General features: G+C 61.9%; 1 protein-coding gene and 1 pseudogene. Both read right to left on the reverse strand.

Annotated elements, in window-relative coordinates; all coding sequences use genetic code 11:
• On the reverse strand, positions 1–301 hold a 301-nt coding region (locus A3730_RS25115; RefSeq protein WP_063539228.1), incomplete at its 3' end, for a hypothetical protein.
• Between the two features lie 124 nt (positions 302–425).
• Positions 426–686, reverse strand: a pseudogene (locus A3730_RS32200) (glycerophosphodiester phosphodiesterase); the annotation flags it as partial.

The raw sequence follows: 686 nt of genomic DNA on the forward strand, positions 1-686 counted from the left end.
GGGTTTCGGGCGCTGGGCTGATCGTTTGTCCCCGGTAGCGTCGTGCTGCTGGTTCGGGCGGCAGCTGTGGTTCCGGGTCGGCGCCTTCGAGGTTGAGTAGTGCAAGCCGAATTTCGCCGTACAGCCGTTGGAGACCCTGGNAGCGGGTATGGCCGGCAAAGTGAGCCAGCTTGAAGCGCAGTTGGGGGTCCGTAAGAGAAAGGCTTTCGTCGAACTCGGCGCGGATCAAGCGCCGACACTGGTTGACCAGGTTAACGATGTTGTACTGCATCAGCCAACGGTGGTCCGGGGTGGATTCCATACTCGTACTCCTCGGCCTGTGTGTAGAGTGGTACAAAGCAGAAAGCGTGCCACCAATTCAGGGCTGCCTGAGGGGCCGGAGCCCCGCTACAGGGCGGCGCAGGGTAAAGTGTGGTGCAACTGCGCTATTGTTGTGCGTGCGGGTGGGCCGAGCGGTGTTGCCGCAGGCAGTTGGCATAAAAAGTGGTGGTGGCTGGCCAGTCGGAGAACACGCCGATGACGCCCACCTGACGAGCCAGTACATCCAGTAGCGCTAGGGTATCGCCGTCGTTATTAGTGGCAGAAGGGATGCTCTGATAGTACCAGCCTCCGCCGTTGGCCAGTGGCCCGGAGCGTTCCAGGGACCAGGCAATCATCTCCAGGCCTGCCTGTTGCGCGGAGCGGGC

Source organism: Alcanivorax sp. HI0044 (assembly GCF_001634945.1).